The sequence below is a fragment of the Streptomyces sp. NPDC008317 genome (assembly GCF_042955955.1).
In the GTDB taxonomy this organism is placed as follows: Bacteria; Actinomycetota; Actinomycetes; order Streptomycetales; family Streptomycetaceae; genus Actinacidiphila.
Window position 1 is genome coordinate 339456 of sequence record NZ_JBIBFQ010000007.1, and the last position, 23848, is coordinate 363303.

A 23848-nucleotide genomic window follows, 5' to 3' on the forward strand; every position below is an offset into this window, starting at 1 on the left:
GGCTTCGGCGTCGGGTCCGGCTCACGGCAGCAGCGCGGGCAGCTTCTCGGTGACGAGCCGGATGTTCTCGGCGACCAGCTCGTCCGGCATCCCGGCGATGCTCGCCCAGAAGATGAGGTGCTTGACCGGCAGGTCACCGGTCAGTTCCTTGATCCGGACGGCCGCGTCCTCGGGGGTGAGGATGTCGAGCAGGCCACGGGTGTCCTCGGCGTTCGGGTCGCGGAGATCCTCGGCGGTGAGCAGCGGTTCGGACTTCTCCCGGCCCTCCACCGACAACTGCCGGTAGGAGTTGACCTGGTGGGCCAGGTGCGGCGCGACCTGGTGCCACGCCTTCTCCGGGTCCTCGGCGAGGATGAGGGGCATCAGGTCGCTGACCCGGGCCGCCTGCGGGTCGTGGCCGGCCTCGACCAGGCCCTTGCGGTAGTGCTTGAACATGGGGCGCGAGATGTGCAGCAGCCCGATGCCCAGCTCGCCCGCGAGCTTCGCGCCGCGCGGACCGTAGAAACCGCCCCACAGCGGCGGCGGGTCCTGGATCGGCAGCGGCGAGATCACCCGCTCCTGCCACAGGCGCAGGATCTCGCGGATGTTGCGGCCGGTGCCCGCGAACCGGCGGCCGAAGTCCGCGCCGAACAGCTCGTATTCGGGCACCCGGTACCCGGCGCCCAGGCCGAGTTCGAGCCGGCCGCCGCTGATCAGGTCGACGAGCGCGGCCTGTTCGGCGAGGTCGACGGGGTGGTGCAGCGCGGGCAGCACCACCGAGGTGCCGATTCGGGCCCGCCGGGTGCGCGCGGCGACGGCCGCCGCGACGGTCAGCGGCTGCGGCAGATAGCCGTCCTCGAAGCGGTGGTGCTCGGTGAACCACAGGCCGCCGACACCGCGTTGGTCGGCCTCTTCGCAGAGTTCCAGAGTATGCGCGTAGTGGTCGGCCCACGGCCGGTGCCACTGCTCGGGGTTGCGCAGGTCGAAGAGGAGTCCGACGTCCATGCCACGATCCTTTTCACTGGGGTGGGTTGCCGTGCTTGCGGTGCGGCAGGTCGGCGCCCTTGGCGCTGAGCATGTTCAGGGCGCGGCAGAGCACCGGCCGGGTCAGGCGCGGGTCGATCACGTCGTCGACGAGGCCGCGTTCGGCCGCGTAGTACGGATGGACCAGCTCGTCGCGGTACTCGGCGATCTTCTGGGCGCGCATGGCGGCCGGGTCCTCGGCGGCGGCGATCTCGCGCCGGAAGACCACGTTGGCGGCGCCCTCGGCGCCCATGACCGCGATCTCGTTAGTCGGCCAGGCGAAGGCCAGGTCGGCGCCGATGGAACGGGAGTCCATAACGATGTACGCGCCGCCGTACGCTTTCCGCAGGATCAGTGAGACCCGCGGCACGGTGGCGTTGCAGTACGCGTAGAGCAGTTTGGCGCCGCGCCGGATGATGCCGTTGTGCTCCTGGTCGACGCCGGGCAGGAAGCCGGGGACATCGACGAGGGTGACCAGCGGGATGTTGAACGAGTCGCAGAACTGGACGAACCGGGCACCCTTCTCGCTGGAGTCGATGTCCAGTACGCCCGCCATCGCCGCGGGCTGGTTGGCGACCAGGCCCACCACCCGGCCCTCCAGCCGGGCGAGCGCGCAGACCAGGTTGGGCGCGAACGCGGCGTGCACTTCGAGGAATTCGCCGTCGTCGACGATCTCCTCGATCACCCGCCGGACGTCGTAGGACCGGTTGCCGTCGGCGGGCACCAGGTCGAGCAGTGCCTCGGACTCGCGGTCGGGCGGATCCGCGGTGATGGCGCGCGGCGGCAGTTCGCGGTTGTTGGCGGGCAACAGCGAGAGCAGATAGCGGACTTCGGCCAGGCAGGTCTCCTCGTCGTCGTAGACGAAGTGGGCGACCCCCGAGGTCGCGGCGTGCACGTCCGCGCCGCCGAGACCGTTCTGGGTGATCTCCTCGCCGGTCACCGCCTGGACCACGTCCGGGCCGGTGATGAACATCTGCGAGGTCTCCCGGACCATGAACACCAGGTCGGTGAGGGCCGGACTGTAGGCGGCTCCGCCCGCGCACGGGCCGAGCATCACGCTGATCTGCGGGATCACCCCGGAGGCGCTGGTGTTGCGCCGGAAGATCCCGCCGTAACCGGCGAGCGCCGAGACGCCCTCCTGGATACGGGCGCCCGCCCCGTCGTTGAGCGAGACCAGCGGGGCGCCGGCCGCGATGGCCAGGTCCATGATCTTGTGGATCTTCTCGGCGTGCGCCTCTCCCAGCGCGCCGCCGAAGATCCGGAAGTCATGGGCGTACACGAAGACCGTCCGGCCCTCGACCGTGCCCCAGCCGGTGACCACACCGTCGGTGTGCGGCTTCTTCGCCTCCAGGCCGAAGCCGCTGGCGCGGTGCCGCCGCAGCCCTTCGACCTCGGTGAAGCTGCCCTTGTCCAGGAGCAGTTCGATCCGCTCCCGCGCGGTGAGCTTGCCGCGTGCGTGCTGTCGTTCGGTCGCCCGCGGATCGGGTCCCTGCCGGACCCGTTCCTTCAGGGCGCCGAGTTCGGACGTGCGGTCCGCGATGCTTCCCGGGACGTCTGTCGGCATGCCGGGCCACCTCCTCTCCCGTTCGATTCGGTCGGTTCCTGCTCCGCCGGGCGGTCAGCCCAGCAGCGTGCCGCCGGTGGCGTCGATGAAGGCGCCGGTGATCCACCGGGCCTCGTCGGTGGCGAGGAAGGTGACCACGTCCGCGACGTCACCGGCCTTGCCGACCCGCTTGAAGGCCGAGAGCTGAGCCATCTGCTCGACCGCCTCGGGGATGTCGAAGACGGCGCTGCCGTTGTCGGTGATCCCGGGCGCGACGCTGTTGATGGTGATGCCGCGCGGCGCCAGGTGGCGGGCGAGGTGCAGGGTGAGCTGCTCGATCGCGCCCTTGGTCATCGCGTACGCGACCTGGTCGGGGTTGGCGACCCGGGTCAGGCCGGACGAGATGTTGATGATGCGACCGCCCTCGGGGATCTGCGCCAGGGCGCGCTGCACGATGAGGTACGGGGCCTTGGCGTTCACCGCGAAGAACAGGTCGAGTTGCTCCGGGGTCACGTCCTCGGGGGCGATGCCGCTCGCGCTGGTCGCACCGGCGTTGTTCACCAGGATGTCGAGGGTGGTGCCGCCGGACCGCTCCTTGAGGCCCTTCTCCAAGCCGAGGAAGAGTTCGTGCACATCGCCGGGCGCGCCCAACTCCGCGCGGACGGTGAACGCCTGGCCACCGTCCTTCTCGATGAGTTCGACGGTCTCCTGGGCCGCCGCCTCGTTGGCGGCGTAGTGCACGGCGACCAGCGCGCCCTCCCTGGCCAGCCGTACGGCGATGGCGCGGCCGATGCCGCGGCTGGAGCCGGTGACGAGCGCCGTCTTGCCGATAAGCCTGCTCATGATGCCTCTCCTGGGGTGACGTCATCTGTGGTGGTCTGGTGTGGTGCCGCGGGGCCGGACGGGTCGGGGTCGGGGTCGACGGGGTCGGGGTCGGCCGGACCGGGTTCGGCGGGGTCGGGGGCGGCGGCGCCGAGGCCGCTGATCGCGCGGGCCAGATGGCGCCGGGCCGAGTCGATCTCCAGCAGTTGGCCGAAGACCGACCGCAGGCCGTCCACTTCGGGACCGCCGAGCAGCAGCCGGGCCTGGGCCTGGATGTTGGTGAGCGTCGCGGCGCCGATCCGGTGGCGGGTGTCGTGGTAGCTCTCCAGCAGGGCAGAGCCGCTGTCCTCGCTGCCCCCGTCGCCCTTGGCGATCTGTTCCGCGAGCTTGCGGCCGAGGTCGGCGGCGTCCTGGAGGCCGAGGTTGAGCGCCTGGCCCCCGACGGGCATCTGCACGTGAGCCGCGTCGCCCGCGAGGAGCACCCGGCCCTTCACATAGCGGGTGGCCTGGATCGTGGTGTTGTCGAAGGCGTTGAGCCAGACCGGGGTGCCGGCGCCGATGTCCTCGCCGGTCACCAGGGCCCAGGCCCGGACGACCTCGTCCAGGCTCGGGGCGCCGGTCCGCCGTCCGGGGCCGGTGCCAGTTCCGGTGCCGGTGCCGGTGCCGGTGCCGGTGCCGGTGCCGGCTTCGGCTTCGGCGGACGGACCGCTGCCTTCGTCGTGCACATGGACCATCACCCGCGTGCTGCCGTCGGGCCAGCGGAAGGCGGTGGCGAGCCCGTTCGGATGCCGCTCGAAGCGCCGGTTGGGGATGTCGATGCCCGCGAGGTCGGCCCGGAGCATCTCCAGCGTGCCGTCCCCGCCGTCCACCTCGAATCCGGCCAACTGCCGTACGGTGCTGCGCTCGCCGTCGCAACCGACCACGTAGGAGGCGGTCAGGACGCCCGGTTGGGAGCCCAGTTGGATGAACCCGGCCTCCACCCGGTCGGTACGCGAACGCAGGCCCGTCACCGCGTGCCCGCGCAGCACCCGCGCGCCCAACTCCGTGGCCCAGGCGTACAGCACGGCCTCCAGACGCGCCTGGGCGCACTTCCACTGCCCGGCCCAGCGGTGGCCGGGAGCCGCCGCGGTCAGGTCGAGACGCAGGCCGCCGAAGTGCCCGGGGCCGCCGCTGGGCAGCGTGCCCAGCCGTGTCAGCAGCCCGCGGTCGTCCAGGATCTCCATCGTGCGGGTGTGCAGCGTGGACGCCCGGGACTCGGTGGTCGGTTCGGTGAGCTGCTCCAGCACGGTCACCCGCGCTCCGCCGAGGCGCAGTTCACCGGCGAGCAGCAGCCCGACGGGGCCTGCTCCGACCACGACGACGTCGGTGTCCAGTGGGCCCGCCATGCTCAGCGCCGCGCTTCCGCGTGCTCCTTGGCGTGGTTCAGCGTGGCCCGGCTGTTGTTGCCGAGCGCCTCACGGATGAACCGGCGCGCTTCCTCCACCCCCGCCTCGGGGCCGAGCACCTTGCCGATGTTCTCGGCGTTGAGCACGACGGTGTGCTGTGAGGTGGCGGTGGTGACCCCGTCCTCGCCCTCCTCGAAGGTCCAGTAGCCGGTGTGCAGGTCGAGCAGCGCGGGCAGCGTGGTCTGCTTGTAGGCGATCTTGTGGTGCGGGAAGCAGACCCGGACCGACTCGGTGGTGTGGGTCGAGCCGTCCTTGGTGAGCGTGTCCATCCGCAGGGTCTGGAGGCCCGGGGTGTCCTCGGTGAGTTCGACCTTGGCGACGTGCGGCAGCCGCTCGGTCCACAGGTGGGCCTCGTTGACGAAGTCGAAGACGTCCTTGGCCGCGCCCTCGACCCGCACACTGTCCTCGAAGGACAGGCTCAGCCCGGCGTCCTGCGCCGACAGCTCCAAGTTGGTCTTCAGGCCCGGCAGTTCGGCCCGGCTGTTGCGGTCGACCGCCTCGTCGATCCATCGCAGACCCTCGGGGTCGTCGTCGATCGCGCGGTAGCTGTGCAGCAGCCGTACCCGCGACTCCCGCTCCCCCAGCCGCTCGATGATCCAGGTGCCGGTCATCTCGGCCACCGGGGGCGCCGAGACCTCCTGCCAGAAGCGGATACGCAGGGCCTCGGGGTCCAGCGTCCGCCGCGAACTCCAGTTCTTGGCCTCGCCGTTGGCGGTGGCCCAGATCCGGATGCGCTCCTCGTTCCCGTCGCGTTCGAGGTAGTCGACGTAGACGGACGGCGGGAACAGCCGGGGCCAGTTCTCGACCTCGGCGAGCAGCCGGTAGACGTCGGCGGCGGGGGCCCGCACGGTGATCTCGTGTTCGACCTCACGGGTCGTCATGTCACAGCTCCGATCGGTGGTGGAAAGGACCGCGGGACCGGGCGGTCGTCCGCGGTCGGTCAGGGGCCGGTCAGGGGTCGGGCAAAGGGCAAACGGGATCGGCCGGAGATCGGCCGGAGATCGGCGAGGGCTCAGAAGTTGCCGAGGCCGCCGCACACGTTGAGCGCCTGCGAGGTGATGGAGGCGGCGGTGTCGGAGGCGAGGTAGCCGACCAGTCCCGCCACTTCCTCGGGCGAGGAGTATCGGCCGAGCGGGATCTTGGACTGGAACTTCTGGAGGATCGCGTCCTCGCTCGTGTCGTAGGCCGCCGCGTAGCCCTGCCGGACCCGCGCGGCCATCGGCGTCTCGACGTAGCCGGGGCAGACCGCGTTGACCGTGATCCCGGTCGGCGCCAGCTCGTTGCCCAGGGCCTTGGTGAAACCGACGACGCCGTGCTTGGAGGCGGAGTACGGGGCGCCGAGCACCACGCCCTGCTTCCCGGCGGTGGAGGCGATGTTGATGATCCGGCCGCGGCTCTTGTCGCGCAGACCGCCCGTGTTCAGCACCTCACGGGTGACCCGGAAGACGCTGTTCAGGTTGGTCTCGATCACGTCGTACCACAGCTCGTCGGTGATGTCGGCGGTCACTCCGCCGCCGCTGCGGCCCGCGTTGTTGACGAGCACGTCGATGGTGCCGAAGCGGTCGACGGCCGCCTGGACGAACGACCTGACCTCCTCGTCGCTGCGGATGTCGACGACCGCGCCGTCGACCTCCAGCCCCTCGGCGCGCAGTTCCTTGACGGTGGCCGCGACGTTGTCGGCGTTGCGGGCGCCGATGAAGACCCGGTGCCGCTGGCCGGCCAGCAGGCGGGCGACCGCCAGGCCGATACCGCTGGTCGCGCCCGTCACCAGGGCGACCCGCTCCGTGTTCTGCGACATGTGCCGTCTCCTCAGACGCTCGGGGCAGCGGAGAGCTGCGAGTTGACGGCGTCGATGAGGCCGCGCGGTGTGACCGCGTCGGTCAGGGCGGAGTCGTCGAGCGAGATGTCGTACTCGCGCTCGATCCGGCTGCCGGTCTCCAGCAGGGCGAGCGACTCGTAGCCGAGCGCCTGGAACTCGGTGTCGATGATGTCGCCGCTCAGGTCGACGCCCTCCTCTTCGCCCGCGGCCTCCAGCAGGATGCGGCGGAGGTCGTCGAGGGTGAACGGGCTGGTGGTGGACATGTCCGGTGCCTTTCGTGGTGGGGATGGTGGCCGGGGCGCGAAGGCCGGAGCCCGCGGTGGCCGGTGGTCCCGGCGGCGGGCGGCCTCAGCGGTCGGCGGCGGGTGACTACAGCGGTCGGCGGCAGGTGGCTTCAGCCGTCGTGGGCGGGCGACAACAACCGTCGGCGCCGGGTGGGTTCAGCGGTCGGCGGCGCGTACGACGAGGGCCGAGTTGAATCCGCCCTGGCCGCGGGCGAGCACCAGGGCGGTGCGTACGGGCGCGGGGCGGGGGGCGCCGACCACCAGGTCGATGTCGTACCGGTCGGCCAGGGCCGTGCCGATGGTCGGCGGGATCACGCCGTCGCGGATGCTCAGCAGCGCGGCGGCGACGTCCAGCGGCGCGGCGCCGGAGTAGAGGCGGCCGGTCATGGTCTTGGGCGCGGTCACCGGGACCCCGTGCGGGCCGAAGGTCTTGGTGATGGCCTCGGCCTCGATACGGTCGAGTTCGGGGATCGCGGCGGCGTCCGCGAAGACCACGTCCACCTCGTCGGGGCCGGTGCCCGCGTCCAACAGCGCTTCCTCGATGGCCCGTTCGATGCCGGGCGCCCGGCCGCTGCCCGGCCGGGGATCCATGGTGGCGGCGTGGCCGACGAGTTCGCCGTAGATGTTCCCGGCGCCTCGGGCCCGCGCGTGCTCGGCGTCCTCGACGACCAGCAACGCGCCGCCCTCGCCGGGCACATGGCCGCGGGCGGACGCGTCGAAGGGCAGGTAGGCGCGCTCGGCGTCGTCCCCGGTGGCCAGCCGTCCGCCGGCCAGTTGGGCCACCCACCCCCAGGAGCAGATCGACGCGTCGACGGCGCCGGCCACCACGACCGACGTCCCCTTGCGGATCTGGCGCCTGGCCTGGGCGAGCGCGTCCAGGCCGCCCGCCTGGTCGCTGACGACCACGCTGCTGGGGCCGCGCAGTCCGTGCCGGATGGAGATCTGCCCGCTGTTGACGGCGTAGAACCAGGCGAAGGACTGGTAGGCGGAGACGTACCGGCCGCCCTTGCTCCACAGGGCCTTGAGTTCGTTCTGGCCGAACTCGAAGCCGCCGGAGTGGCTGGCGGTGATCACCCCGGCCGCGTAGGCGGGCAGGTCGTCGGCGTCGATCCCGGCGTCCTTCAGCGACCAGTCCGCGCCCACCAGCGCCAACTGGGTCATCCGGTCGGTCTGCGGCAGCAGCCTGCTGGGCAGGTGCTCGCGGGCGTCGAAGCCGCCGATCTCACCGGCGAGCCGCGACGGGTAGTCCGAGGGGTCGAAGCGGGTGATCCGTCCGATGCCGCTGCGTCCTTCGAGGGTGGCGGCCCAGTACTCCTCGACGCCGAGGCCGTTGGGCGCGACGACACCGAGTCCGGTCACCACGGGGTGGGCGTTCATCGAGCGCTCCGATCCGGTCGGGCGAGCACTACCGCGCTCTGGAAGCCGCCGAAGCCGCTGCCGACCGACAGCACCGTGTCCGTACGCCAGTCGCGCGCGGTCAGCGGCACGTAGTCGAGGTCGCACTCCGGGTCCGGGTGGTGCAGATTGGCGGTGGGCGGTACGACGCTGTGCTCCATCGCCAGCACGGAGGCCGCGATCTCGATCGAGCCGATGGCGCCGAGCGAGTGGCCCACCATCGACTTGATGGAGCTGACCGGCGTCCGGTAGGCGTGGTCCCCGAGGCTGCGCTTGAAGGCGGCGGTCTCGTGGCGGTCGTTCTGCTTGGTGCCGGAGCCGTGCGCGTTGATGTAGTCGATGTCCTGCGGATCGATCCTGGCCTCGTCGAGCGCCACCCGGATCGCCTCGGCCATCTCCGCGCCGTCCGGGCGCAGTCCGGTCATGTGGAAGGCGTTGGACCGGGTCGCGTAACCGGCGACCTCGGCGTAGATGTGGGCGCCCCTGCGGCGGGCGCTCTCCAACTCCTCCAGGACGAACACGGCCGCCCCTTCGCCGAGTACGAAGCCGGTGCGGCTGGCGTCGAACGGCCGGGAGGCGTGCTCCGGGTCGTCGTTGCGCGCCGTGGTGGCCTTGATCGCGTCGAAGCAGGCGACGGTGATGGGCGAGATCGGGGCGTCGCTCGCCCCGGCCACGACCACGTCGGCCGCCCCGTCGCGGATCAGGTCGGTCGCGTAGCCGACGGCGTCGAGGCCGGAGGTGCAGCCGGTGGAGACCACCGTGCCGGGCCCCTCCGCGCCCACGGCCCAGGCGACCTCGGTCGCGAAGGAACTGGGCACCAGGAAGTTGTAGAGGTGCGGGACCGCGTACTCGTGGTCGACGAGGTCCAGCCGTCCGCCGTCGCTGACCGCGCGGTACTCCTGGTCGAGGCCGGTGGTGGCGCCGACGGCGCTGCCGATGGTCACGCCCACGCGGTGCGGGTCGACGGAGTCGAAGTCCAGTCCGCTGTCGGCGACCGCCTCGCGGGCGGTGACCACCGCGAACTGCGCGGCGCGGTCCATCCGGCGGATCTCCTGCGGGGTGAGCCCGGACAGTTCGGCGTCGAAGTCCGCCTCGGCGGCGATCTGGGAGCGGAACGGCGCCGGGTCGAAGAACGAGATCCTGCGGGTCGCGGTGCGTCCGTCGGCCAGCAGTTGCCAGAAGTCCTTGACCCCGATGCCGCCGGGGGCCGTGACACCGACTCCGGTGATCACGACGCGGCGGCCGGTCGACCTGCTCACGAAGCGCTCCAGTGGTAGAAGCGCTGGGCCATCGCGTCGGCCGGCGAGCGCCAGGTGGCGGGGTCGTACGCCTCGATGTGCGGCTTGAGGTCGTCGCTGATCCGGATGAACCGGGGGTCGTTCTTGGCGGTCTCGATGCGCTCGCCACCGTTCTCGGCGTCGAAATCCTGGAGGTGGAAGTACAGACCGCGGTACGAGAACAGCTCACGGCGGCGCGTGCCCATCAGATGCGGCATGTCGGTCCCGTCGAAGGCGCCGAATATCCGGGCGACCTCCTCGGCCGAGCCCAGGTTCATTCGGGCGACGATCAGTGTGCTGTGCATCTCTACCTCTCTCGCGAATCGAGTCGGGCGGGACCGAACCAGCGGTCCAGTGCCGCCGGAAGGTCGTAGTGGCTGCCGGGTCCGGCCCACGCCACATAGCCGTCGGGGCGGATCAGCACCGCGGTGGTACCGTCGAGCGGGTCGGGTCCGTCGCCGCGCGGGACGGCGGTGACGATGTCGATCCGCTCGCGCCAGTCGGCGGCGCGGCGGCGCACGTGCGGGTTGTCGGCCAGGTCGAGCAGGACGCCGCGGCCGGCGTGCAGCAGCGCGGTGCTGCTGGTCGGCCGGCCCCGCACGCTCAGTTCCACATGCGGCATCCGCGCCCCGAGGAGCGGATTGGGGCCGGGTCCCACGTCGTACCGGATCGCCAACCCGCTGACCTGCGCCGCGAGATGGCGGGTCACGTCCTGGTACGCGGTCAGCTCGGCGAGCACGTCGCGCAGCGGCTGCGCCTCCTTGCCGCCGAGGATCAACTGGCTCTGCGCGCCGGTGTTGGCGAGCAACTGCCTGCCGACCTCGTGCCGTTCGGTGTGGTACGTGTCGAGCAGGGATTGCGGCGCGGTGCCGCGCAGGACCGCCGCGAGTTTCCAGCCGAGGTTCACCGAGTCCTGGATGCTGGTGTTCATGCCCTGGCCGCCCGCGGGGAAGTGGATGTGGGCGGCGTCGCCGGTCAGCAGGACCCGGCCCCTGCGGTAGTCGGAGACCTGGCGTGCGGCGTCGGTGAAGGCGCTGATCCACACCGGCTCCGCGCCGGAGATGTCGTCCCCGGTGAGCCGCTTCCAGGTGTCGGCGACCTCGTGGAAGAGCGGCGGGCCGCTCCGCCTACGCGGCGGTGTGCCGCGCTCGCCGACGATGACGCGGTGCACGCCGCCCGCCAGCGGGGCGGACATCACCATGCCGCCGGCCGACAGTTCGCCGGTCATACGGGGCGCCACGTCGATGCCGCGGATGTCCGCGAGCAGCAGTTCGGTGGCGCCCGCGGTGCCGGGGAAGTCGAATCCGCCGGCCTTGCGGACGGTGCTGCGCCCGCCGTCGGCGCCGATCAGGTAGTCCGCCCGCAGTGTCCGCTCCCCGTCCGGGGTTCCGACGCGTACGGCGACGGACGCGTCCTCCTCCTGGTAGGAGCGGACCTCGTGACCGCGGCGGATCTCGGCGCCGAGTTCGAGCGCCCAGTTCTGCAGAACGGTCTCGGTGACGGACTGGGGCACGGTCTTGGCGCTGCGGTACGGGCCGTCGAGCACGCCGAGGTCCAGCGGGACCCCGCCGAAGTGGCCCTGCTCGCTGGTCGTGAGCTCACCGAAGCGGCGGAGCAGTCCGCGCTGGGCGAAAGTCTCGACTGTTCGAATCGCCAATCCTATTCCGCGTGATTCCGCGGTGGGTCCGGAAAGGCGCTCCAAAACAATGACGTCAATACCGGCCAGCCGCAGTTCCCCGGCGAGTACGAGCCCGGCCGGTCCGGCTCCCGCAATGATGACCGAAGCGCTCATACACCTCTCCCATCTGAAAGGGCAATCGCGTCCGCCGGGTTTCCGTTGGACGCAAATATCGTCCGTCACGCCCTGCCCAGAATTCAAGCAAAAATCTAAAGGGTATCTGAAAATGACCGTCAGAGGAACGTCAAACCGTGTCTTCAGGTTCCTGACACTCCGACCATGAAGCCGACGTCAGGCACCACGCCGCTCGACGGCGATTCATAAGAAACCGTCAAGGGATGTACAGGTTTCTTGACCGAGCACGACCGGCCGCTCCGCCCCAACTGCGCGTATGCGCCGGATAGTTGCGGGAACCTTGCAGGAGTATGAAATGTCCCGCCGGATCTTCAAAGCGGGCCCGGCGGCCGCTAATCTGCCAAAGAAATTTGAGCGATCCCCATCGAGGTTGGAAAGTCATGCGGGTGCTGGTAGCGGATTCCGACACGATTGGGGTCGGCAGCCTGAGTACCGAGTTGCAGCGGCACGGATTCGACATCGAGCAGTGCGGCACCGGTGCGGAGGCGCTGGAGAAGTACTCCAAGTTCGATTTCTTCCTCATCGACCTGGCGCTGCCCGACATGGACGGTCTCGAAGTGTGCCGATTGCTCCGGTCGGCGAGCGACATACCGATCATCGCCTTCACCGACCCCGACACCGAACTCGACCGGATCCTGTGCTTACAGGCCGGTTGCGACGACTGCATGGCCAAGCCTTTCGGATACCGCGAACTCCACGCGCGTATCGAGGCCGTCCTGCGGCGTTCAGGACCGCAACTCTCGGCCGCCGTCCGGTCGCAGCCGATCATGATCGGCTCGCTGTGCGTCGACCCGGACACCCGGGAGGTCCGGGTGAACGGCCGGCTCATCAGGCTCACCCGGATCGAGTTCTGCCTTCTCCTCCAACTCGCGTCACAGCCGCAGACGGTCTTCACCCGTACGCAGTTGATGGCCGACGTGTGGGGCTATCAGCACGACGGCCGCCCGCTGAGCGCGCGGGCGAGCCGCACCATCGACACCCATGTCAGCGCGCTGCGGAAGAAGTTGGGCGACCCGAGCTGGGTCGTCACGCTCCGCGGGATCGGGTTCCGGATGGGACACGGCTGAACGACTCCCGCCGCCCCCACCTCACTTCACCGCCGGAACACCCGTTCCGGTATCTCGCACCCCGGAACTTGTGTCCGGTACATCTCGCCCGGAAGGCCCTGCCTCATGCCCGGCTCACGCCACCAAGCCCACCTGCTCGCCACGGCCGTCGTCCTGTCCCTGACGCTGGCGGCCTGCTCGTCGTCGGACTCCACGTCCCCGTCGACCGACGGGAAGACGGCCAAGCCCCACGCGGGCGGTCATCTGACCTTCGCGCTGGGCTCGGACCCGATCTGCGTCGACCCGCACCAGGCGGCCACCAACGACGCGGTCTACGCCGCGCGCGGGCTGGTGGACTCGCTCACCGACCAGGACGCAGCGACCGGGAAGATCGCCCCCTGGCTCGCCACCTCCTGGGACGTGAGCCCGGACGCCTCGGCGTTCACCTTCCATCTGCGCGACGGCGCGACCTTCAGTGACGGCAGCCCGGTGGACGCGAACGCCGTGAAGGCCAACTTCGACGCCGTGGTGAAGCTCGGGGCGAAGTCGATCTTCGGCTCCGGCTACCTCAGCGGCTACCGGAGTACCGAGGTCATCGACGCGCACACCGCGAAGGTCACCTTCGACCACCCCAACGCCCAGTTCCTCCAGGCCACTTCCACCACCACGCTCGGCCTGCTGGCCCCCGCGAGCCTGAAGGGCAGCGCCGAGAAGCTGTGCGCGGGGCCGCTGATCGGCTCGGGCCCCTTCACCCTGGCGAGCTACACCCCGGGACGCTCGGTGGAACTCAACCGGCGCGCCGACTACACCGGGGGCTCGGCCCTGTGGAAGCACAGCGGCCCCGCCTACCTGGACAAGATCACCTTCAAGGTCGTACCGGAGTCGGGCGTGCGCACCGGCAGCCTGGAATCCGGGCAGGTCGACGCCATCGCCGGGGTCGCGCCGCAGGACGAGGCGGGCGTCACCGGCCAGGGCGCGAAGCTGCTGTCCCGTTCCAACCCCGGCGTTCCGGTCGCGCTGAGCGTCAACACCTCGCGGCCCCAGGCGGGCGACATCGCGGTACGCCGGGCGCTGGAGGTCGCCATCGACCGCAAGGAGGTCGTCGACACCGTCCTCAGCGGCAGTTACCACCCGGCCACCAGCTCGCTGTCCAGCACCACCGACGGCTACCAGGACAACTCCAAGCTCCTCGCCCACGACCCGGCCGCCGCGGGGCGGATCCTGGACGCGGCGGGCTGGAAGCCGGGGCCCGGCGGCATCCGCGTGAAGAACGGCGCGAAGCTCGACCTCAAGGTCATTCTCGCGCCCAACTTCGGCCCCAACCAGTCCGTCCTGGAACTCGTGCAGCAGCAGGTCAAGAAGGCCGGCATCGGCCTCACCCTCAAGGTGCTGAGCATCGCCGACTACCAGGTCGCCCAGAAGAGCGGCGACTACGACCTGTCCTGGGGCAACGGCACCAGGGCCGACCCGGACATCCTGCGCACCGCCTTCTCCAGCAAGCTGCTCAACCTCTCGCACATCGACGACCCCGAGTTGCAGACCCTGCTCGACACCCAGGCCGCCGCGGCCGACCCCGCCAAGCGCGCCGCCATCGTCGCCTCGGCGCAGCGCCGCGTGCTCGAACAGGCTTACCAGATACCGGTGTTCGAGATGACCAGCGTGTACGCGCTCAGCGGCAAGGTGCACGACATCACCCTCGGCTCGTCGTCCCAGGCGCAGTTCCACGACGCCTGGCTCTCCTGAACGAAGGCGACGATGAGGACCTATCTCCTACGGCGGCTGCTCCAGGCCGTGTTCGTACTGTGGGCCGCCTACACGGTGTCCTTCGGTGTGCTGTACCTGCTGCCCAGCGACCCGGCGACGATCATGGCGGCGGGCGGCGGTGACGCCAGTACGGTCACCCCGGCGCAGACCGAGGCACTGCGCCACCAGTACGGCCTGGACCAGCCGTTGGCCGAGCAGTACGGCACCAGGCTGCTCCATGCCCTGCACGGTGATCTGGGCCGGTCGGTGCAGAACGGTGTCCCGGTGACCCGGCTGCTCTCCCACGACCTCCCGACCACCGTCCAACTGGCCGCCAGCGCACTGCTGCTGGCCCTGGTGCTGGGCAGCGCCGTGGCGCTGCTGGCCAGTTGGACGAGGAGCGGGCCGCTGCGCCAGCTCCTGCTCTCCTTACCCGCGTTGGGGGTGTCGGCGCCGACCTTCTGGGTGGGGCTGGTGCTGGTCCAGTTGTTCTCGTTCCGCTGGCATGTCTTCCCGGCCTTCGGCGACGAGGGCTTCGACTCCCTGGTCCTCCCGTCGGTCACGCTCGCGCTGCCCGGTGCCGCGCTCATCGCGCAGGTTCTCGCCAAGAGTCTGCGCACGGCACTGGCGGAGCCGTACGTCCAGACGGCCCTGGCCAAGGGGGCGAACCGGCGGCGGGTGCTGTTCGGACATGCCCTGCGCAACGCGTCGATCGCCCCGCTGACCCTGGTCGGCATCATGATCGGCAATCTCCTGGCCGGGGCGGTGGTCGTGGAGACCGTCTTCGCCCGTGCCGGGATAGGGCGTGAGACGGCCGCGGCGGTGACGGCCCAGGACATCCCGGTCGTCCAGGGCGTCGTCGTCCTCGGCGCCGTCACGTTCGTCCTGACGACTCTCGCCGTCGACCTGCTCCTGCCCCTGCTGGACCCGCGGATCACCGCGACGACGAAGCCGACGGTGCGGACATGACCGAACTGAGCCTCCCGGACGCGGACACCGCGGGGCCGGGCGCGGACCTGACCCGCGCCGAGCCCGCGCAGTCGCCGCACCCGCGGTCCCGGCTCCGCCGGTACGCGCGGTTCTGGCTGACGCGGCCGGGGCTGCTGCTGTCGGCGCTGCTGATCGCGGTGCTGCTGCCGACCGCGTTCTTCCCCCGGCTGCTCACCTCCCGCGATCCGCTGGCCGCGGCGCCGCGGGACAAGCTCGCGGCGCCGAGCGCGGAACACCTCTTCGGCACCGACCAGTTGGGCCGCGACGTCTTCGCCCGCGTCGTGCACGGCGCCCTGCTCACCCTCCAGGCGAGCGGGCTCGCCGTGCTGGTCGGACTCGTCGTCGGGTCGCTGGCGGGGCTGCTCGCCGGCTACCTCGGCGGGGTCGTGGACGACACGCTGATGCGGCTCACCGACGTCCTGCTGTCCATTCCCGGCCTGCTGCTCTCGCTCGCGCTGGTGACGGCGCTGGGATTCGGCACCGTCAAGGTGGCCCTCGCCGTGGGCGTGACCAGCGTGTCGACCTTCACCAGGATCATGCGCGCCGAGGTGCTCAAGGTCGCGGGGTCCGGCTATGTGGAGGCGGCGCGGGCCTCGGGCACCCGATGGCCCGCGGTGCTGTGGCGGCACGTGCTGCCGAACGCGGCCGGTCCCGTACTGGTCTACGCGGCCATCGACTTCGGCGCGGTCATCCTCCAGGTGTCCTCGCTGTCGTTCCTCGGCTACGGCGCGCAGCCCCCGGCGCCGGAGTGGGGTTCGCTGGTCTCGGACGGCCGCAATTACCTCGCCACGGCCTGGTGGCTCACCACCTTGCCGGGGCTCGTGATCGCGGCCACCGTGCTCGCCGCCAATCGCATCGCCCGCTCCCTCGACGGCGAAGACACGGAGGACCGATGACGCACACGACACCGACGGACGGCGCATCCCCGCCGTCCGCAGGTCCGTTGCTCGACATCCGGGGGCTGCGGATCTCCTACCGCACCCGCACCGGAACCGTGCCCGCCGTCCGCGGCGTCGACCTGACCGTCCAGCCGGGCGAAGTGGTCGCCCTGGTCGGCGAGTCGGGCTCGGGCAAGAGCACGGCGGCGCTCGCGGTGACGGGGCTGCTGCCGCGCGGCGGCTCGCTCGACGCGGGGTCCGTCCTCTTCGACGGCGCCGACGTGGCGCGCGCCGGGGAGACGGGACTGCGCGGGCTCAGGGGCCGGGAGATCGGCCTGATCCCGCAGGACCCGATGCTGTCGCTCAATCCCGTGCGGCGGGTCGGGTCCCAGGTGGCCGAGGCGCTGCTCATCCACCGGCTCGCCGACCGGGCGGGGGCGGCCCGGCAGGCCCTCGACCTGCTCGGCGAGGCGGGGCTGCCCGACCCGGTCCGGGTCGCGCGCCAGTACCCGCACGAGCTGTCCGGCGGCATGCGCCAGCGGGTGCTGATCGCCATCGCGCTGGCCGCGCGGCCCCGGCTGGTCATCGCCGACGAGCCGACGAGCGCGCTGGACGTCACCGTCCAGCGGACGATCCTCGACCACATCGACACGCTGACCCGGGACCGGGGCATCGCGGTTTTGCTGATCACCCACGACCTCGGGGTCGCGGCGGACCGGGCGCACCGGGTGAGTGTCATGTCGCGCGGCGAGGTCGTCGAGACCGGACCGGTACGGCAGGTGCTCGAAGAACCGGAGCACCCCTACACCCGCGGCCTGCTCGCGGCGGCCCCGAGTCTGGCCCGGTCGCCGGTACCGGCTCCGGCCCGGTCACGAGCCGCGTTCCGGTCCGTTCGGGAGCGGGCGTACGGAGCCGGCCCGGTCGCCGGGAAAGCGCCGCTCGTGGCCGGGGAGCCGGGCGCGGCGGACGACCTGGTCGTGGCCGAGGACCTGGTCAAGGAGTACCCCGGCCGCCGAGGGGACCGGCGCCTCGGCGTACGGGCCGTCGACGGCGTCAGCCTGCGGGTCGGCCGGGGCGAGACCGTCGCCCTCGTCGGCGAGTCGGGTTCGGGCAAGTCGACGACGGCGCGGATGCTCGTACGGCTCACCGAGCCGACCTCCGGGCGGATCACCTTCGACGGGCGGGACATCACCGGCCTCGACGGCGGTGAGCTGCGCCGACTGCGCCGCCGTATGCAGATCGTCCAGCAGAGTCCGTACGCCTCGCTGTCCCCGCGGATGTCCGTCGCGGAGATCGTCTGCGAGCCGCTGCGGGCCTTCCGGATCGGCTCCCGCGCCGAGCGCGCCCGGCGGGCGGCGGATCTGCTGGACCTGGTCCGGCTGCCCGCCGCGTTCCTGGGCCGCCGCGCCTCCGAGCTGTCCGGCGGCCAGCGCCAGCGGGTCGCGATCGCCCGCGCGCTGGCGCTGGACCCGGATCTGGTGGTCTGCGACGAGCCCGTCTCCGCGCTCGACGTGTCGTCGCAGGCGCAGATCCTGGATCTGCTCGCCGGTCTCCAGGACCAGCTCGGTCTCAGCTATCTCTTCATCTCGCACGATCTGGCCGTCGTCCGCCAGATCGCCTCACGGGTCGGCGTGATGCGGGCGGGACGGCTCGTCGAGAGCGGCACGGTGAAGGAGGTCTTCGCCGCGCCCTCCCACCCGTACACACGGGAACTGCTGGCCTCCGTGCCGGGCAGCCTCGTCCGGTGACCGGTCGTCCGTGCCCGGCCCGCGGTTCGTCGCGGGCCGGGCACGGACATTGGCGCGGGCGGTTCTAGCCCGCGCTGAAGGAGACCACCGGCGTGTAGGCGGTACCGGCGTTGAACTCCACCTGCTGGGTGCCCCGGGGTGAGCCGAGGGCGGTCAGCGGCAGCGTCCAGGTGTACGTCGAGCCGCTGATCGTGGTGGTCGGGGCCGGTGTGGCCGCGGCCCACGCCCAGCCGGTCGAGGTGCTGCGGTAGAGGGAGCCGTTCTCGATCATGTAGTCCGCGCCGAGCGGTGAGGACGACGGCGCGGGCGCCTGGTAGCCGGTCGCGGTGTTGCCGTCAGTGTTGATGAAGACGTGGTGGAAGCTCTCGGAGCTGTTGAAGGTCGCCTTGAAGACGGCCGTGCCCGCCGAGGCGCACGCCGAGTACGAGGTGATGGCGCCGGAGCCCGCGGTGGTGGTGCACCCGGTGCCCCCGCCGGAGCCGCCGGTGCCCCCGGACCCGCCCGATCCGGCGGCAGCGGCCTTCGCCAGTTCGTCGGACCAGTACGCGCCGGTGGGCAGGGTGTCCCACGGATTGGGCAGGTTGTCCGGGGTGACGTACAGATAACCGGCGTTGCGTTGCTTGCTCAGTGCGACCGCGTTCTCCATGTCGGCCTGCGCCGGCGTGTCGTAGACCAGGTGCCAGAACTTGTCGGGGTTGGCGTAGTGCAGCTCCCAGTCGGGCGCGGTCCAGGAGGCGTAGACGCTGTAGGTGTTCTCGAACATCACCAGGACGTCGGCCGCCGACGCGTAGCAGGACTCGGCGGGCGAACCGGGGTTGTCGACGGTGAGGGCGCCCGGGTGGGCCTGCTTGGTGGTGGAGTTGATGCCGGTGTAGAGGTTCACGTGCGCGTTGCCCGAGCCGCAGTCGCCCAGGGCGTCGTCGAAGAAGATGCCCGCGAGGCCCGAAGAGCCGTACCAGGAGTACCAGTTGGCCACGTCGGCGTTGATCTGCGCGGTCCACGCGGCGACGCTGGTCTGCCCGCCGCGGGTGGTACGCCCTGTGGTGCCGAAGTAGCCGGTGTCGACGTAGCCGAGCACATTCGCCCCGGCCCCGGCCGCCGCGCTCACGGCCGAGGCGTAGCCGCTGTCGACCGCGGTGCCGGGCCCGTTGGAGGGGTTCGCGACGGCGATGCCGACGCGGGACCCCGCCTGGTCGATCTGGGTCCAGAAGGCGCGGCCGGCGGCGTCCGAGGGGTTGAAGTACGCGGGTACGGCCAGATGCTGCGCCCCGGCTGCCGCGCTCGCCCGGCCGGACAGCGTGCCGGACATGGTCAGCGCGAGCGCGGCGGCGACCGCCGCGCTCACGGCGGCCCTGGTCCGGTGCGCGGCGGTGAGGCGATGCCGCGACCGGGTGTGTGCGAGTGATCGGATGAGGGACATGTGATCCCCTTTCGACGGTGGGGGGTTGCGTGAACAGGGGGTGGGACCAGGGGGACAGGAAGCGTCAGCCCTTGACCCCGGTGTGCGCGATTCCCTGCACGAACTGCCGTTGCAGGAGGACGAAGACGGCGATGACCGGGAGCGAGGCGAGCAGCGATCCGGCCATCAGCACGGGGTAGTCGGTCTGGAACTGTCCCTGGAGCGAGGCCAGTCCGGCGGACAGGGTCATCTTGTCCGGGTCGGTGTTGACCACCAGCGGCCAGAACAGGTCGTTCCAGGACCACAGCAGCGCGAGGACCGCCAGCGCGACGAGTCCGGGGCGGACCAGCGGCAGCATCACCGACCAGTAGATCCGCCAGGGCCCCGCGCCGTCGATGCGCGCCGCCTCCTCCAGCTCCTTCGGCAGGGCCAGGAACGACTGCCGGAGCAGGAAGACGCCGAACGCGCTGAACATGCCGGGCAGGATCAGCGCCTGGAGGCTGTTGAGCCAGCCGAGGTCGGACATGATCTGGTACTGGGGGATGATGAACAGTTGCGGCGGCACCATCAGCACCGACAGGAACAGCCCGAAGAGCATCCCGCGGCCGGGGAAGCGCAGCCGCGCGAAGGCGTAGGCGGCCATCGGGCACAGCACGACCTGGCCGAGCGTGCGCCCGAGCGACATCAGCAGCGTGTTGAGGAACTGCCGGCCGAACGGCAGCAGGTCGAAGACCTTGCCGTAGTTGTCCCAGTGCCCGCCGGGCAGCGGCGACGGCGGCACATGGGTCGCGTCGCTCAGCGACTTCAGGGAGGTGACGATCTGCCAGAGGAACGGCGCGACCATCGCCAGCGACGCCGCGATCAGCACGGTGTGCACCAGCGGGTGACGTCCGCGCCGGGAGCGGCGGGCGGGCCGGTCCGCGGCCCGGCCGGCCGTGTGGACCTCAGCCATAGTGCACCCACCTCTTCTGCATGCGGAACTGAAAGGCCGTCAGCGCGACGATGATCAGCAGCAGGACCATCACGATCGCCGCCGCGTAGCCGCGGTCGTTGGTGACGAACGCGCGGTCGTAGAAGAGCTGCACAACCGTCTCCAGGCGCGGGAACGCCGGGTTGGAGCGGGCCGCGGCGCCCGATCCGGCCATCACGTAGACCAGGTCGAACAGTTGGAGCGAGCCGATGACCGAGATCACCGAGACGAAGAACGCGGTGGGCGACAGCAGCGGCAGGGTGACCGAGCGGAACTGCCGCAGCGGGCCCGCGCCGTCGATCTCCGCGGCCTCGTAGTACTCGCGCGGGATCGCCTGCATCCCGGCCAGGAAGATCACCAGGTTGTAGCCGATGCTGCTCCACACGCCCACCACGACCAGGGCGTACAGCGCCACCCGAGGGTCGGCCACCCAGTTCGGGCCGTCGATGCCGACCAGCGACAGCAGGTAGTTGATCAGCCCGTAGTCGCCGTTGTAGAGCCAGCGCCACACCATGCCGATCGCCACCGGCATGGTGACCACCGGCAGGAAGAACACGGTGCGGTAGACGCCGACGCCGCGCAGCCCCCGACGGTTGAGCAGCGCCGCGAAGACGATCGCCAGCGGGATCGACAGCAGTCCGAGCCCGGTGTAGGCGAGGGTGTTGACCAGCGCCCGGCCGAACTCGCCGTCGTGCAGCATCCGGTGGTAGTTGTCCAGCCCGCTCCAGGTGTGGCCGCCGAAGGCGCCCCAGCGGGTGAACGAGAAGTACGCGGTCTGCACGACCGGCCACAGGTAGAAGACCGCGAGGCCCAGGCCGGTCGGCGCGATGAAGGCGTAGCCCCACAGCGCCTCGGTGACGCGGTCGCGGCGCGGTCGCCGGAAGCGGCCGGGCAGCCGTGACAGCCGCCCGGTCCGCGGCCGGGCGCCGGTGGCCGCCTGCAGGTCCCCGGCGGCGCCGGGGGTGGACGTGAGGGTCATGTCACTCCTTGGCGAGCAGGTCGTCCATCGCCGCGGCCAGCCCGCGCGCCGCCCTGTCCACCGGCTCCTGGCCGTTCCACGCCTTGGTGAGATACGTCAGCTCGGCCTCGTTCCAGGCGGCGGTGTTCTTCGAGACCGGGTACGGGACGCCGTACGGCACCTCGTCGAGGAAGGTCTGGAGGTGGAACTGCGGGTAGGCGGCGATCCAGGCGCCCTGCGTGCCGTTGTACGCCGGCATCGCGCCGGACTTGGCCAGGATCTCGGCGGCCGGCTCGGAGCCGAGGAAGTTCACGAACTGCCATGCCTGGTCGGCGTGTTTGGTCCGCGCCGAGACCACGTTGGCGAGGCCGTGGATGATCGTGGCCCGCTTCTCGCCTGTGGGCAGCGGGGCGACGTCGACCCGGTCCTTGGTGTAGGCGTTGCCGCCGAATTCCAGGGAGTCCCAGGAGCCGCCCCAGTACATCGCGAGCTTGCCCGCCTCGAAGAGCTGGAGCGGCGCGGTGTCCGTCATGGTCTTCAGGTCGGGCGACTGCTTCTTCTGGATCAGGTCGGTCCAAAAGCGCAGGCCCTCGATCGTCTTCGGATCGGCGTAACCGGACTTCTTGCCGTCCGGTGAGATCACATAGCCGCCGGCCTGGGCGATGGTGTTGTACTGGTACTCCTGGAAGCTGGTCAGCTCCGCGCCGGTGGCGTACTGGCCCTTGCTCGCGTCCGTCAGCTCCGCGGCCGCCTTCCGGAAGTCGCCCCAGGTCCAACCGGCCTTCGGGTAGGGGACCTTGGCGGCGTCGAAGAGCGTCTTGTTGTACCAGACGCCGACCGTGTCCAGGTCCTTCGGCAGTCCGTAGTGCTTGCCCTGGTACGTGTACTGGTCGACCAACTGCTTGGGGTAGGCGGACAGGTCGGTCCTGTCCTTGGCGATGCCGTCGTCCAGCGGGCGGATCACGCCGTTGGAGGCGTAGAGCTGGAAGTTGGGGCCGTTCATCCAGAAGACGTCAGGGGCGGCGCCGCCGGTGGCAGCCGCCTTGAGCTTGGTCCAGTAGTCGGCCCACGGGGTGAGCTGGACCTTGACCGTGATGCCGGGGTGGGTGCGGGTGAACTCGCGGCCGAGCTGCTCCATGGCCGTCTTCTGCGTCGCGTCCCACACCCCGTACGACAAGGTGACCTTGCCGCCCGAACCGCCCGCGCCCGAACCGCCCGCGTCCGAGCCGCTCCCGCCCGACGAACAGGCCGAGGCGGCCAGCACCACCCCGAGCGCCACCGCACACCATCGCACCGACTTCCGCATACCGGGCCCTCCCAGGATCCACACGCCCCGGCGGTAGACCGTCAGCCGGAGTCGTCGAGTGGCATTAATCATGGAGTCCATGGAAATTAAGTCAAGACCCGTGAGATGAAGAATTCCTCTCAGCGGTCTCCGCGCCCGGTCAGACGCGGCGGGAGAAGTGCTCCACGCCGCCCAGTTCGTGCCGTTCGCGCAGTTGCCGGTCCACGTGGTCGAGGGCCAGCCGCAGCGCGCCCAGCGCCACCCCCTCGTCGCCGAACTCGGAGATGCGCACCTCGGGCGTGCGGATGCACCAGCGGTCCAGCTCGCGCCGCAGCGGCTCCGCGATCAGGTCGGCCGACCGGGAGAAACCGCCGCCGATCACGACCAGTTCGGGGTCCAGGGTCAGCACCAGCGCCGCCGTCCCGACGGCCACGTCCCGCACATAGCGCCGCACCACCGCCGCCGCCTTGCGGTCGCCCGCGCGCGCCGCCTCGAACACCGCCTCGGCCGCGGCCTCCTGGTCAACCGCTGTGTCCGCGTGCACTCCTGCGCCCCGCCCCCGCCCCTGCCCCTGCCCCGACGACCCGGTGCGCTCCCGCGCGGGACCGGCCTGCGGCGGCCACGCGCGCAGGTGCTCCTGCGCCCTGATCCAGCCCGAGGCGGGCAGTGCTCCGATCTCTCCGGCCGCGTTGCCGAAGCCGCGGTGCAGCTTGCCGTCGATGATCAGCCCGGCGCCGGTCCGCAGACCGGCGAGGATCACCACCACGTCCTTGGCGTAACGCGCCGCCCCGCACCACGACTCGGCCAGCGCGGCCAGCTTGCTGTCGTTCTCGACCAGCGCCGGGCCGCCGACCAGGCGGCGCAGATGCGCCCCCACGTCCACGCCGGTCCACTCCGGCAGCGCCTCGGAGAGCATCACCCTGCCCGCGCCGTCCACCAGCCCGGTGGTGGCCACGCCCGTCGCCCACAGGTCGCCGGTGGTCAGGCCGCCGCCCGCGAGCGCTCCTGCCACCGCGCCGTCCAGCGCGGCCAGGCGCTCCTTGCGGCCCATGGCCGGCGCCACCGCCACCCGGGCGCTGTGCAGCACCGTTCCGTCCAGGTCCGCCACCAGCGCCAGGATCTTGTGGCCGCCGATGTCCACCCCGAGCACCCGGCCCGCGTCGGCGCGGAACCGGAACCGCCGGGCGGGCCGGCCCACCATCCCGGCCGCGGCGGGCACCTCGGCCAGCCAGCCGTTGTCCAGCAACTCGCGCACCACGTCCTCCGTGGAGGCGCGCGACAGCCCGGTCCGCCGGGACAGCTCGGTCAGGGTCATCGCCGGTGCGGACCTCAGCTCCCCCAGCACGGCGAGGGAGTTGAGCTGCCGGAGCCGGGAGAGGTCGCCGCCGCTCGGAGTCTCGGTCACGACGTCCCCTTGAGTTTGGTTGCTGC

21 protein-coding genes are annotated in these 23848 nt (G+C 71.2%); 5 read left to right on the forward strand and 16 right to left on the reverse strand.

Annotated elements, in window-relative coordinates; translation table 11 throughout:
* Nucleotides 1-21: 21 nt before the first annotated feature.
* The 11 genes from ACFY9V_RS24155 to ACFY9V_RS24205 form a co-directional block, all read right to left on the reverse strand.
* On the reverse strand, nt 22-984 hold the full coding sequence (locus ACFY9V_RS24155) for an LLM class flavin-dependent oxidoreductase (RefSeq protein ID WP_355335457.1): 963 nt from the start codon (nt 982-984) through the stop codon (nt 22-24).
* Between the two features lie 13 nt (nt 985-997).
* Nucleotides 998-2566 (reverse strand): carboxyl transferase domain-containing protein, encoded by a 1569-nt coding sequence (locus ACFY9V_RS24160; RefSeq protein WP_391051274.1) that lies wholly within the window; start codon nt 2564-2566, stop codon nt 998-1000.
* 54 nt (nt 2567-2620) lie between these two features.
* Nucleotides 2621-3388 carry an SDR family oxidoreductase gene (locus ACFY9V_RS24165; protein ID WP_391162867.1) on the reverse strand — a complete coding sequence of 256 codons (768 nt, stop codon included), beginning with the start codon at nt 3386-3388 and terminating at the stop codon, nt 2621-2623.
* Entirely contained in the window at nt 3385-4752 is a 1368-nt protein-coding gene (locus tag ACFY9V_RS24170) for an FAD-dependent monooxygenase (RefSeq protein ID WP_391162868.1), read from the reverse strand. The genes ACFY9V_RS24165 and ACFY9V_RS24170 overlap by 4 nt, the downstream gene beginning before the upstream one ends.
* 2 nt (nt 4753-4754) lie before the next feature.
* Nucleotides 4755-5693 carry an aromatase/cyclase gene (locus tag ACFY9V_RS24175; protein ID WP_355335462.1) on the reverse strand — a complete coding sequence of 313 codons (939 nt, stop codon included), beginning with the start codon at nt 5691-5693 and terminating at the stop codon, nt 4755-4757.
* Between the two features lie 131 nt (nt 5694-5824).
* Nucleotides 5825-6610, reverse strand: a complete 786-nt coding sequence (gene fabG / locus ACFY9V_RS24180; protein WP_355335464.1) for a 3-oxoacyl-ACP reductase FabG — start codon at nt 6608-6610, stop codon at nt 5825-5827.
* Between the two features lie 11 nt (nt 6611-6621).
* Complete coding sequence (locus ACFY9V_RS24185) at nt 6622-6894, reverse strand: acyl carrier protein (RefSeq protein WP_355335466.1); 273 nt, start codon at nt 6892-6894, stop codon at nt 6622-6624.
* 177 nt (nt 6895-7071) lie between these two features.
* Nucleotides 7072-8292, reverse strand: a complete 1221-nt coding sequence (locus ACFY9V_RS24190; protein WP_355335468.1) for a ketosynthase chain-length factor — start codon at nt 8290-8292, stop codon at nt 7072-7074.
* A complete protein-coding gene (locus tag ACFY9V_RS24195; RefSeq protein WP_355335471.1) occupies nt 8289-9569 on the reverse strand; it encodes a beta-ketoacyl-[acyl-carrier-protein] synthase family protein in 1281 nt (426 codons plus the stop codon). Before ACFY9V_RS24195 ends, ACFY9V_RS24190 begins: the two co-directional genes overlap by 4 nt.
* The gene (locus ACFY9V_RS24200) at nt 9566-9892 is read right to left on the reverse strand and encodes a TcmI family type II polyketide cyclase (RefSeq protein ID WP_355335472.1); all 327 of its coding nucleotides are present in this window, start codon (nt 9890-9892) and stop codon (nt 9566-9568) included. Before ACFY9V_RS24200 ends, ACFY9V_RS24195 begins: the two co-directional genes overlap by 4 nt.
* A 2-nt stretch (nt 9893-9894) precedes the next feature.
* Complete coding sequence (locus ACFY9V_RS24205; RefSeq protein ID WP_355335475.1) at nt 9895-11379, reverse strand: FAD-dependent monooxygenase; 1485 nt, start codon at nt 11377-11379, stop codon at nt 9895-9897.
* 401 nt (nt 11380-11780) lie between these two features.
* Here ACFY9V_RS24205 and ACFY9V_RS24210 point away from each other — a divergent pair, with 401 nt between their 5' ends.
* The 5 genes from ACFY9V_RS24210 (at nt 11781) to ACFY9V_RS24230 (ending at nt 17805) form a co-directional block, all read left to right on the forward strand.
* Complete coding sequence (locus tag ACFY9V_RS24210) at nt 11781-12467, forward strand: response regulator transcription factor (RefSeq protein ID WP_355335477.1); 687 nt, start codon at nt 11781-11783, stop codon at nt 12465-12467.
* Nucleotides 12468-12572: 105 nt separating this feature from the next.
* On the forward strand, nt 12573-14189 hold the full coding sequence (locus tag ACFY9V_RS24215) for an ABC transporter substrate-binding protein (protein WP_391051266.1): 1617 nt from the start codon (nt 12573-12575) through the stop codon (nt 14187-14189).
* 12 nt (nt 14190-14201) lie between these two features.
* Nucleotides 14202-15158 carry an ABC transporter permease gene (locus ACFY9V_RS24220; RefSeq protein WP_355335481.1) on the forward strand — a complete coding sequence of 319 codons (957 nt, stop codon included), beginning with the start codon at nt 14202-14204 and terminating at the stop codon, nt 15156-15158.
* Nucleotides 15155-16075, forward strand: a complete 921-nt coding sequence (locus ACFY9V_RS24225; RefSeq protein WP_391162869.1) for an ABC transporter permease subunit — start codon at nt 15155-15157, stop codon at nt 16073-16075. The genes ACFY9V_RS24220 and ACFY9V_RS24225 overlap by 4 nt, the downstream gene beginning before the upstream one ends.
* Nucleotides 16072-17805 carry a dipeptide ABC transporter ATP-binding protein gene (locus tag ACFY9V_RS24230; RefSeq protein WP_391051263.1) on the forward strand — a complete coding sequence of 578 codons (1734 nt, stop codon included), beginning with the start codon at nt 16072-16074 and terminating at the stop codon, nt 17803-17805. Before ACFY9V_RS24225 ends, ACFY9V_RS24230 begins: the two co-directional genes overlap by 4 nt.
* Nucleotides 17806-17869: 64 nt before the next feature.
* Here ACFY9V_RS24230 and ACFY9V_RS24235 read toward each other — a convergent pair whose 3' ends face one another.
* The 5 genes from ACFY9V_RS24235 to ACFY9V_RS24255 form a co-directional block, all read right to left on the reverse strand.
* The gene (locus ACFY9V_RS24235) at nt 17870-19225 is read right to left on the reverse strand and encodes a spherulation-specific family 4 protein (protein ID WP_391162870.1); all 1356 of its coding nucleotides are present in this window, start codon (nt 19223-19225) and stop codon (nt 17870-17872) included.
* Between the two features lie 64 nt (nt 19226-19289).
* On the reverse strand, nt 19290-20156 hold the full coding sequence (locus ACFY9V_RS24240) for a carbohydrate ABC transporter permease (protein WP_355335489.1): 867 nt from the start codon (nt 20154-20156) through the stop codon (nt 19290-19292).
* A complete protein-coding gene (locus tag ACFY9V_RS24245) occupies nt 20149-21153 on the reverse strand; it encodes an ABC transporter permease subunit (RefSeq protein ID WP_391051259.1) in 1005 nt (334 codons plus the stop codon). The genes ACFY9V_RS24240 and ACFY9V_RS24245 overlap by 8 nt, the downstream gene beginning before the upstream one ends.
* 1 nt (nt 21154) lies before the next feature.
* Complete coding sequence (locus tag ACFY9V_RS24250) at nt 21155-22438, reverse strand: extracellular solute-binding protein (protein ID WP_391051257.1); 1284 nt, start codon at nt 22436-22438, stop codon at nt 21155-21157.
* Nucleotides 22439-22577: 139 nt separating this feature from the next.
* Nucleotides 22578-23822 carry an ROK family protein gene (locus ACFY9V_RS24255; RefSeq protein ID WP_391162871.1) on the reverse strand — a complete coding sequence of 415 codons (1245 nt, stop codon included), beginning with the start codon at nt 23820-23822 and terminating at the stop codon, nt 22578-22580.
* Nucleotides 23823-23848: the final 26 nt, after the last annotated feature.

Bases quoted from the DNA above. Each gene is read 5' to 3' on its own strand.
- ACFY9V_RS24200 (WP_355335472.1), bottom strand. From the start codon at position 9,892: ATGCACAGCACACTGATCGTCGCCCGAATGAACCTGGGCTCGGCCGAG.
- ACFY9V_RS24155 (WP_355335457.1), bottom strand. From the start codon at position 984: ATGGACGTCGGACTCCTCTTCGACCTGCGCAACCCCGAGCAGTGGCAC.
- ACFY9V_RS24215 (WP_391051266.1), top strand. From the start codon at position 12,573: ATGCCCGGCTCACGCCACCAAGCCCACCTGCTCGCCACGGCCGTCGTC.
- ACFY9V_RS24235 (WP_391162870.1), bottom strand. From the start codon at position 19,225: ATGTCCCTCATCCGATCACTCGCACACACCCGGTCGCGGCATCGCCTC.
- ACFY9V_RS24175 (WP_355335462.1), bottom strand. From the start codon at position 5,693: ATGACGACCCGTGAGGTCGAACACGAGATCACCGTGCGGGCCCCCGCC.
- ACFY9V_RS24220 (WP_355335481.1), top strand. From the start codon at position 14,202: ATGAGGACCTATCTCCTACGGCGGCTGCTCCAGGCCGTGTTCGTACTG.
- ACFY9V_RS24190 (WP_355335468.1), bottom strand. From the start codon at position 8,292: ATGAACGCCCACCCCGTGGTGACCGGACTCGGTGTCGTCGCGCCCAAC.
- ACFY9V_RS24165 (WP_391162867.1), bottom strand. From the start codon at position 3,388: ATGAGCAGGCTTATCGGCAAGACGGCGCTCGTCACCGGCTCCAGCCGC.
- ACFY9V_RS24205 (WP_355335475.1), bottom strand. From the start codon at position 11,379: ATGAGCGCTTCGGTCATCATTGCGGGAGCCGGACCGGCCGGGCTCGTA.
- ACFY9V_RS24230 (WP_391051263.1), top strand. From the start codon at position 16,072: ATGACGCACACGACACCGACGGACGGCGCATCCCCGCCGTCCGCAGGT.
- ACFY9V_RS24250 (WP_391051257.1), bottom strand. From the start codon at position 22,438: ATGCGGAAGTCGGTGCGATGGTGTGCGGTGGCGCTCGGGGTGGTGCTG.
- ACFY9V_RS24170 (WP_391162868.1), bottom strand. From the start codon at position 4,752: ATGGCGGGCCCACTGGACACCGACGTCGTCGTGGTCGGAGCAGGCCCC.
- ACFY9V_RS24210 (WP_355335477.1), top strand. From the start codon at position 11,781: ATGCGGGTGCTGGTAGCGGATTCCGACACGATTGGGGTCGGCAGCCTG.
- ACFY9V_RS24160 (WP_391051274.1), bottom strand. From the start codon at position 2,566: ATGCCGACAGACGTCCCGGGAAGCATCGCGGACCGCACGTCCGAACTC.
- ACFY9V_RS24240 (WP_355335489.1), bottom strand. From the start codon at position 20,156: ATGGCTGAGGTCCACACGGCCGGCCGGGCCGCGGACCGGCCCGCCCGC.
- ACFY9V_RS24225 (WP_391162869.1), top strand. From the start codon at position 15,155: ATGACCGAACTGAGCCTCCCGGACGCGGACACCGCGGGGCCGGGCGCG.
- fabG (WP_355335464.1), bottom strand. From the start codon at position 6,610: ATGTCGCAGAACACGGAGCGGGTCGCCCTGGTGACGGGCGCGACCAGC.
- ACFY9V_RS24185 (WP_355335466.1), bottom strand. From the start codon at position 6,894: ATGTCCACCACCAGCCCGTTCACCCTCGACGACCTCCGCCGCATCCTG.
- ACFY9V_RS24245 (WP_391051259.1), bottom strand. From the start codon at position 21,153: ATGACCCTCACGTCCACCCCCGGCGCCGCCGGGGACCTGCAGGCGGCC.